This is a genomic window from Haloferax sp. S2CR25 (assembly GCF_031624535.1).
GTDB lineage: Archaea > Halobacteriota > Halobacteria > Halobacteriales > Haloferacaceae > Haloferax > Haloferax massiliensis.
Window position 1 is genome coordinate 1 of sequence record NZ_JAMQOO010000027.1, and the last position, 2057, is coordinate 2057.

Annotated in this window: 2 rRNA genes; both read right to left on the reverse strand. The window is 55.9% G+C overall.

What is annotated here, in order from left to right:
• Positions 1 to 95: 95 nt before the first annotated feature.
• A 5S ribosomal RNA gene (gene rrf / locus NDI65_RS22105) occupies positions 96 to 217 on the reverse strand.
• A gap of 111 nt (positions 218 to 328) precedes the next feature.
• Positions 329 to 2057: ribosomal RNA gene (locus NDI65_RS22110) — 23S ribosomal RNA — on the reverse strand; the annotation flags it as partial.

Sequence of the window (2057 nt, forward strand, 5' to 3'; positions counted from 1 at the left end):
ACGCGGTCGCTCTGAGTGTGTGCGTGCGAGCGGACGTCCGCTCGCTGTAAATGAAAAAAGCCCACTGGACCGAAGTCCAGCGGGCTCTGTATGAGTGGGGGCGGCGAACTGGATTTCCCAGAGGATCGCTCACTCCAGTACTGACCAGAACGCAGGTGAGCTTAACTTCCGTGTTCGGGATGGGTACGGGTGGAACCTCACCGCTCTGGCCGCCTTAATGCCGACCAACGGAATCGAACCGCTGTCATACCAATATCGGTCGGGCCGTCGTACCAATGTATACGTGCAATCCAGTTTGCGCCTGGACCCGTTCTCGGGTCTCAGTGCGTATGAATGTGGCTTGGACTGTTAGTGCTCGCGGGCTTAACAACTCGTTGCCTCGTTGCGTACACCCCGAGTCTATCGAACTCGTCTTCTACGAGTGTCCTCAGTGGAACTTCTTTTCCGTGTGGGTTTCGAGCTTAGATGCGTTCAGCTCTTACCCCGTGGTGCGTAGCTGCCCGGCATCTGCCCTCTCGGACAACCGGTACACCAGTGGCACCCATTCGTAGTTCCTCTCGTACTATACGAACGTTCACGTCAAGTTCCTTAACACCCCCAATAGATAGCAGCCGACCTGTCTCACGACGGTCTAAACCCAGCTCACGACCTCCTTTAATAGGCGAACAACCTCACCCTTGCCTGCTTCTGCACAGGCAGGATGGAGGGAACCGACATCGAGGTAGCAAGCCACCGGGTCGATATGTGCTCTTGCCGGTGACGACTCTGTTATCCCTAAGGTAGCTTTTCTGTCATCTACGGGTCCCATGAATGAACCTCGTAGGTTCGCTAGACCACGCTTTCGCGTCAGCGACACTCGTTGGGAATGTCACTGTCAGACTTCCGTTTGCTCTTGCGCTCTTCCACGAGTTCCCGACTCGCGTGAGGAAATCTTTGGGCGCGCTCGATATCTTTTCGAGCGCGTACCGCCCCAGTCAAACTGCCCGGCTACCGGTGTCCTCCGCCAGGAGTGAGAGTCGCAGTCACTAACGGGTAGTATTTCAATGTTGCCTCGGTGGCCCGCTGGCGCGGGTACCTGTGTAACGGCTCCTACCTATGCTGCACATTAGCGACCACGTCTCAGCGACAGCCTGCAGTAAAGCTCTATAGGGTCTTCGCTTCCCCTTGGGGGTCTCCAGACTCCGCACTGGAACGTACTGTTCACCGGGCCCAACGTTGGGACAGTGACGCTCTCGTTGATCCATTCATGCAAGCCGCTACTGAAGCGGCAAGGTACTACGCTACCTTAAGAGGGTCATAGTTACCCCCGCCGTTGACGGGTCCTTCGTCCCATTGTAATGGGTGTTCAGATACCCGCACTGGGCAGGATTCAGTGACCGTACGAGTCCTTGCGGATTTGCGGTCACCTATGTTGTTACTAGACAGTCGGAGCGTCCGAGTCACTGCGACCTGCTCGGTCAAGAGCAGGCATCCCTTATCGCGAACTTACGGGACTAACTTGCCGAATTCCCTAACGTCGGTTGATCCCGACAGGCCTTGGCTTGCTCTGCCAGCGCACCTGTGTCGGATCTCGGTACGAGCTTCTTGCTTGTCTTTTCACGGGCTCTAGGTACCGCCGAGTTTCCCTATCTCACCATTCGTTCGCTTCGTGCCGTTACGGCTTCCACGAATTTCGGTGATTCGACGGGGCGAAGGCCCCGCTCGGTGTTTCCTAAAGCGTCGACGTTTAGTGCAAGAAGGTACTGGAATATTAACCAGTTTCCCTTTCATCTAATTCGAATTACGGTTAGACTTAGGATCGACTAACCCTCGGCTGATTGACAGTGCCGAGGAACCCTTGCGCGTAAGGCCGTCGGGGTTCACACCCGACTCTCGCTGCTACTGAGACCATGATTTTCGTTGCTGCACGGTCCACACGAGTTCTCACCCGTGCTTCCACCCATGCAGTATGCCAACCTACGGAATCGTGTCATAAGACACGCCGCCAGGTCTCGGAGGTGGATTTGAGTCCCGATCATTTTCGACGCCTCGAACCTCGGCCGGTAAGCTGTTACGCT